Origin of the sequence: uncultured Stenotrophomonas sp., assembly GCF_963519925.1 — a bacterium.
Lineage (GTDB): Bacteria > Pseudomonadota > Gammaproteobacteria > Xanthomonadales > Xanthomonadaceae > Stenotrophomonas > Stenotrophomonas maltophilia_AE.
This window is the reverse complement of sequence record NZ_CAUQPH010000183.1, coordinates 1-6,121: the sequence shown is the minus strand read 5'-3', so window position 1 is coordinate 6,121 and position 6,121 is coordinate 1. Positions and strand designations below refer to the sequence as shown.

The window sequence follows — 6,121 nt, the reverse complement described above, 5'->3', positions numbered from 1 at the left end:
CGGCCGGGGCGGCCACCGGGGCCGGGGCGACCGGGACCGGTGCAGCCACCGGTTCCACCACTTCGCGGACCGGGGCCGGCGAGCTGTGCTTGACGTTGGTCACCGCCGGCGCGGCCGGGATGTTCAGCTGCGCCTTGGTCAGGGCATGCACCGGCAGCTTGCGCGGGGTGCCGCGCTGGTAGCTGGGCTTGCCGCTCTCTTCGCCCAGCTCGTTTTCACGCAGGCGGGTCACTTCGTAATGCGGGGTGTGCAGCTGCTCGTCGGCGACGATCACGATCGGCGCGTCGTGGCGCTGTTCGATCTCGCGCAGGGCGCTGCGCTTTTCGTTGAGCAGGTAGTTGGCGATCTCCACCGGGGCCTGGACCAGTACCTGCCCGGTGTTTTCCTTCATGGCATGTTCTTCGGCCACGCGGATGATCGACAGCGACAGCGATTCGACGCTGCGCATGCGGCCATGACCGTCGCAGCGCGGGCACACGATCTGGCTGGACTCGCCCAGGCTCGGACGCAGTCGCTGGCGGCTCATTTCCATCAGGCCGAAGCGCGAGATGCGGCCCAGCTGGACGCGCGCGCGGTCGTACTTGAGCGCGTTCTGCAGGCGGTTCTCGACTTCGCGCTGGTGCTTGTTCGACGACATGTCGATGAAGTCGATCACCACCAGGCCGCCCAGGTCGCGCAGGCGCAGCTGGCGGGCCACTTCTTCGGCCGCTTCCAGGTTGGTCTGGAAGGCGGTGTCCTCGATGTCGCTGCCCTTGGTGGCGCGCGAGGAGTTCACGTCGATGGCGGTCAGCGCTTCGGTCTGGTCGACCACGATCGAGCCGCCCGAGGGCAGGCGCACGTTGCGCTCATAGGCGCCTTCGATCTGCGATTCGATCTGGAAGCGGTTGAACAGCGGAATGTCGTCGGTGTAGTGCTTGAGCTTGCGCAGGGTCTGCGGCATCACCTGCTGCATGAATTCGCGGGCGGTGTCGTACAGCTCCTGGGTATCGACCAGGATCTCGCCCACGTCGGCGCGCAGGTAGTCGCGCAGGGCGCGCACGATCAGGCGCGATTCCTGGTAGATCAGGAACGGGGCCGGCTTGGTCAGCGCGGCTTCGGCGATCGACTTCCAGACCTGCAGCAGGTAGTCCAGGTCCCACTGCAGCTCTTCGGCATCGCGGCCGACGCCGGCGGTGCGGATGATCACGCCCATGTCGTCGGGGATGTTCAGCTTGTCCAGCGCTTCCTTCAGCGCGGCGCGGTCTTCGCCCTCGATGCGACGCGAGACGCCGCCTGCAGTGGGCGAGTTCGGCATCAGCACCATGTAGCGGCCGGCCAGGGAGATGAACGTGGTCAGGGCGGCGCCCTTGTTGCCACGCTCTTCCTTGTCGACCTGGACCACCACTTCCTGGCCTTCACGCAGCAGTTCGCGGATGCCGGCCTTGTTGTGGTCGACCCCGGCCTGGAAGTAATCGCGGGAGATTTCCTTAAGCGGCAGGAAGCCGTGGCGTTCGCCACCGTATTCCACGAAGGCTGCTTCCAGCGACGGCTCAAGGCGCGTGATGCGGCCCTTGTAGATGTTCGACTTCTTCTGTTCCTTGGACGGCTGTTCGATGTCGATGTCGTACAGCGTCTGGCCATCCACGATGGCTACCCGCAGCTCTTCGGCCTGCGTGGCGTTGATCAGCATTCGCTTCATATTGCGTTCCTCGCGCGCTGCTACCGCGCGGAACGCCATGGGGTTTCGCTTCTGGTCACGCTTGCACGCCCATCGCGCATGCGCGGGGAGGGCGGCTTGGGTTTCCAGCGCTACAACACCACGGCAGGCCGCGGGAGCGCTTCATTTTGTTTTGGTTTGGGTGTTGCGGGCCGGAGGCAGCTTTCAGCCAGGCTGGAGCGCCACAGGGACATTTTTTCAGCGCAGACGCGTGTCAGGCATCCGGCGATGGCCGGGACTGCCGGTGAGCCGCTAACATGGCCGCCCCGGGGGCGGTGGCTGCGCACTGTGCCGGAATCGCGGGAAGTTGGGCTTCTGGCCCAGAGCAACTTCCAACGAAATCAATCCCTTATCTCGCCTGCCGAGTGTAACAGAATAAAAGGCCAATGACCGACACCGTACCGCCTCCCAAGCCCGCTGAAGGCAAGACCAGCGTCCGTCTCATCACCGTCCCGGACGACCGGGCGGGGCAACGCCTGGACAACTTCCTGCTGGGACAGCTCAAGGGCGCGCCGCGCAGCCTGGTGTACAAGCTGGTGCGCAGTGGCCAGGTCCGGGTCAACGGCGGCCGGGCCAAGGCCGAGCGCAAGCTGGAGGGCGGCGATGAAGTGCGCGTGCCGCCGGTGCGTCTCACCGAGGAGGGCGACAAGGCTGGCCCGCCGGCGGCGTTCATGAAGCGGCTCGAAGACGCCATCGTTTACGAAGATGAACGATTGTTGGCGCTGAACAAGCCGTCGGGCGTGGCCAGCCATGGCGGCAGCGGGATCAGCTTCGGGGCGATCGAAACGCTGCGCGCGCTGCGCCCGGGCAAGACCCTGGAACTGGTGCACCGGCTCGACCGCGACACCTCGGGGCTGCTGATCGTGGCCAAGAAGCGCTCAGCACTGAGCGAGCTGCAGGCCCTGTTGCGCGAGGACCACGGTGCGGGTATCCGCAAGCGTTACCTGACGCTGCTGGTCGGGCGCATGCCCGACGGGGTGATGACGGTGGACGCGCCGCTGCACGTCGGGCTGCGCCAGGGCGGGGAACGCCACGTGCAGGTCAATGCGATCGGCAAGGAATCGGTGAGCCACTTCAAGGTTCTGGAGCGTCGGGGCGGGCATTCGTACTGCGAGGTACGCATCGAGACCGGTCGCACCCATCAGATCCGAGTGCACGCCCAGCACCTGGGTCATCCAGTGGCCGGTGACGACAAATACGGCGATCCCGACGTCAACAAGCGGCTTCGTGAGCAGATCGGGCTGAAGCGCCTGTTCCTGCACGCGGCTTCGCTGGAATTTTCGCTGGACGCGGGAAAGACCCCGTACACCCTCAACGCGCCGTTGGCCGATGAGTTGACGGAGGCGTTGAACCGGTTGGGGTGAGGCTGTCCGGCCAACGGCCGGGGCTACGGATTGTTACGGGCCCATTGGGATCGGGATCAATCAAACCGGGGCTTCGGACGCATGGCGTCGAGGTCCCGGTAGCGCCGGCCGTTGGCCGGCCCACGGTATCTGCGTCACGCCCGCACGCACATCACCACTTGAACAACACCAGGCTGATCGCCAGGCTGCCCATGCCGGCGACCAGGCCATACACCGTTTCGTGGCCCTTGGCGTAACGCTTGGCCGCCGGCAGCAGTTCGTCCAGGGCCAGGAACACCATGACCCCGGAGATGATCCCGAACACCCAGCCGAAGGTGGCGTGGTTGAGCACGCCGGACAGCACTACGTAGCCGATGGCCGCGCCGATCGGCTCGGCCAGGCCCGACAGCAGGCTGGCACCAAAGGCATAGAACTTGTTCTGGGTGGCGAAATACACCGGTACCGCGATCGCGATCCCTTCGGGGATGTTGTGGATGGCAATGGCGAACGCCAACGGCATGCCCACCGACGGGCTCTCCAGCATCGCGAAGAAGGTGGCCAGTCCCTCGGGGAAGTTGTGCGCGGTGATCGCCACCGCCGTCAACAGGCCCACCCGCTTGATGTAGGCCTTGTTGTTTTCCCGGTACATCGGGTCCTGCTTGTCCAGGCTGTCATGCGGATTGGGCACGAAGTGGTCGATCAGCACGATCAGCAGCACGCCGCACAGGAACGCGCCTGTGCCGTAGGCAAAGCCCAGCCGCGCGTCGTAGGCCTGGGTGAAGGAATCGATCGACTTGGTCAGGATTTCGGTCAGCGACACGAACACCATCGCGCCGCCGGCGAAGGCCAGGCCGAACGCCAGCAGGCGCGGGTTGGGCCGCCGCGAGAACAGCACCATCAGGCTGCCCAGCGCGGTTGCCAGCCCGGCCGCCAGGGTCACCGCCAGGGCCAGCCATACGTGTCCACTTGAGATATCCGGCATGCGTCAACGCGTCCTTGTACATAAACAGCGCGCCGCGGAACAGCCGCGGCGCGGAAGGAAAACGGAGCTGGCGCCGGCTGACATCCGTGGGGATGGGGCAGGGCTCAGCCGCCGCGGCGCAGCCGCTCTTCGATGGCGAAGCATTCATCCGGCTTCGGCTGCGGCGGATTGAAGCTCACCGGCACCTGGATGGTGGTCGGGACGGGTTGACCGGCGCGGGTGGCGGCCTTGAACTGCCACTTGGTCACCGCCTGCAGCGCCCGGTGATCCAGATCACCATTGCCGCTGCTGCTGGCCAGGGTGATCTCGCCAGGGGTGCCATCGGTACCGACCACCACCTTCAATGTGCTGGTGCCACCGATCCCCTGGCAGGCCAGTTCAACCGGGTATTCGGGCGGAGGGGTCTTCACCGCCGCTACCTCGGTAGGCGCGGCCACCGGCGCGGCCGGTTCCGACGAACCACCACACCCCGCCAGCCCTGCGACCGCAAGTCCAACGACCCACCCGTGCAGCACCACGCGCTGCATGGCCGTGTTTCGAACACTCATTTCCATTCCTCCGTCAGGCCCGAAGCCTTGGCTGCACAGATGAAGTCGTTCTCGCTCAGGCCACCCACGTCATGGGTGGAGAAGCGCACCACCGCCCGGTCGTAATGCACCCCCAGGTCCGGGTGGTGGTCTTCGGCATGGGCGATGAAGGCCAGGGCGTTCACGAACGCCATGGTCCGGTAGTAGTCCTTGAAGCGGAACGTGCGGGTCAGGGCCTGGCCCTGTTCGGCCAGTTCCCAGCCGGGAATCTGCGGCAGCAGCTCGGCCACCCGGGCCTCGCCCAGCTTATGGTCGCTGCCCTTGCGGGGCACGCAATGGGCCTGCGCCAGGGGAATCAGGTCGGCCATGGAATCCTCCACCTCGTGTATGTCTGAACAATGCGCCGGACAGTGTATAAACCGAATGAGCGCATAACATGTAAGCCGCTAGAATAGCCGCATGATCCAGATCTCCGACACTGCCCAGACCTATTTCCGCAAGCTCATCGAGCGCGAAGCCGTGCCCGGCATGGGCGTGCGCCTCAGCGCCGTCGATGCGGGTACCCCGCGCGCCGACGCCCGGCTGGAGTTCGCCGAACCGGCCGACCTGCTCGGCGACGAGTGGGCGGTGGACTGCGACGGCTTCACCCTGTACGTGGCCGCCACCAGCGTGGCCTGGATGGACGGGGCCGACATCGACATCGTCACCAATGGCACCGGCGGCCAGCAGCTCACCATCAAGGCGCCGAAGATCAAGGGCGAGGTGCCGGCCGACTCGGCCTCGCTGGTGGAACGCGTGCGCTGGGTGGTGGAAAACGAAGTCAACCCGCAGCTGGCCTCGCACGGCGGCAAGGTCGCGGTGCAGGAGGTGTCCGCCGACGGGGTGGTGCTGCTGCGCTTCGGCGGTGGCTGCCAGGGCTGCGGCATGGCCGACGTCACCCTCAAGCAGGGCATCGAGAAAACCCTGATGGGCCGCGTGCCCGGCATCACCGCCGTGCGCGACGCGACCGACCATGAAAGCGGGCACGCGCCGTACATCCCCCGCGGCACGGCTGCCTGATCGTCCTGCGTGACACTGCGCCGGGCTGACGAGATCCTCCAAGCGCTGCTGGCTCGCCAGCCGGAAAAACGCATCGTCGAAAAAACCACGGGCCTTCCCTATGGGTGGGGCCTGTGGCTGCGTGCGCTGACGCCGCTGCCGCGCCCGTTCCGCTCATCGGAAGTCATTGCCGAACTGCTGCCGCGACCGCTGCCCGGGTCGCCCGGCCGCCTGCCCGCGCTGGGCACGCTGCAGGCGATGCGCCGGCTGCTGTGGCAGACCTGGGATCCGGCCCCGCGCGACCAGCGCTGGATGCGCTGGACCTCCGGCGTCATCAGCATGCTGCTGCACGTGATGTTCGCCGCGCTGTTGTTGTGGGTGGCCTTGATCCGCCCGCCGGTGTCGCCGGAGCAGGGCGGCGACGGCGGCCGCATCCAGGTTGAATTCCTGGGCAGCGGTACACCGCAGGACAGCGGCGGTGGCGAACCGGCTGCCGCTGCCGGCAGCGCGGCCGCCGCCGCAGCGGCAAGTGCAG

6 protein-coding genes and 1 pseudogene are annotated in these 6,121 nt (G+C 66.7%); 3 read left to right on the top strand and 4 right to left on the bottom strand.

The features are described 5' to 3' along the window. Positions 1-1,678: Rne/Rng family ribonuclease (locus RWO33_RS18680; protein ID WP_314106749.1), on the bottom strand; the 1,678-nt coding region annotated here is incomplete at its 3' end. Between the two features lie 404 nt (positions 1,679-2,082). Between RWO33_RS18680 and RWO33_RS18675 the strand changes: the two genes are divergently transcribed. Next, entirely contained in the window at positions 2,083-3,060 is a 978-nt protein-coding gene (locus tag RWO33_RS18675; RefSeq protein ID WP_145480201.1) for an RluA family pseudouridine synthase, read from the top strand. 151 nt (positions 3,061-3,211) lie between these two features. Here RWO33_RS18675 and zupT read toward each other — a convergent pair whose 3' ends face one another. The 3 genes from zupT to RWO33_RS18660 all read right to left on the bottom strand — a co-directional run bounded on the left by zupT (position 3,212) and on the right by RWO33_RS18660 (position 4,916). Next, the gene (gene zupT, locus RWO33_RS18670; RefSeq protein ID WP_145480203.1) at positions 3,212-4,021 is read right to left on the bottom strand and encodes a zinc transporter ZupT; all 810 of its coding nucleotides are present in this window, start codon (positions 4,019-4,021) and stop codon (positions 3,212-3,214) included. 104 nt (positions 4,022-4,125) lie between these two features. Continuing rightward, the gene (locus RWO33_RS18665; protein ID WP_314106752.1) at positions 4,126-4,548 is read right to left on the bottom strand and encodes a TonB family protein; all 423 of its coding nucleotides are present in this window, start codon (positions 4,546-4,548) and stop codon (positions 4,126-4,128) included. A gap of 17 nt (positions 4,549-4,565) precedes the next feature. Beyond that, on the bottom strand, positions 4,566-4,916 hold the full coding sequence (locus tag RWO33_RS18660) for a 4a-hydroxytetrahydrobiopterin dehydratase (protein WP_145480205.1): 351 nt from the start codon (positions 4,914-4,916) through the stop codon (positions 4,566-4,568). A gap of 91 nt (positions 4,917-5,007) precedes the next feature. On the opposite strand from RWO33_RS18660, the gene RWO33_RS18655 reads away from it, so the two are divergent. Both RWO33_RS18655 and RWO33_RS18650 read left to right on the top strand, forming a co-directional pair. Then, complete coding sequence (locus RWO33_RS18655; protein WP_314106744.1) at positions 5,008-5,607, top strand: NfuA family Fe-S biogenesis protein; 600 nt, start codon at positions 5,008-5,010, stop codon at positions 5,605-5,607. A 9-nt stretch (positions 5,608-5,616) separates the two neighbouring features. Beyond that, positions 5,617-6,121, top strand: a pseudogene (locus tag RWO33_RS18650) (hypothetical protein); the annotation flags it as partial.

Excerpts from the sequence above, each read along its gene's own strand:
- RWO33_RS18655 (WP_314106744.1), top strand. The coding sequence starts at position 5,008 with ATGATCCAGATCTCCGACACTGCCCAGACCTATTTCCGCAAGCTCATC.
- RWO33_RS18675 (WP_145480201.1), top strand. The coding sequence starts at position 2,083 with ATGACCGACACCGTACCGCCTCCCAAGCCCGCTGAAGGCAAGACCAGC.
- zupT (WP_145480203.1), bottom strand. The coding sequence starts at position 4,021 with ATGCCGGATATCTCAAGTGGACACGTATGGCTGGCCCTGGCGGTGACC.
- RWO33_RS18660 (WP_145480205.1), bottom strand. The coding sequence starts at position 4,916 with ATGGCCGACCTGATTCCCCTGGCGCAGGCCCATTGCGTGCCCCGCAAG.
- RWO33_RS18665 (WP_314106752.1), bottom strand. The coding sequence starts at position 4,548 with ATGCAGCGCGTGGTGCTGCACGGGTGGGTCGTTGGACTTGCGGTCGCA.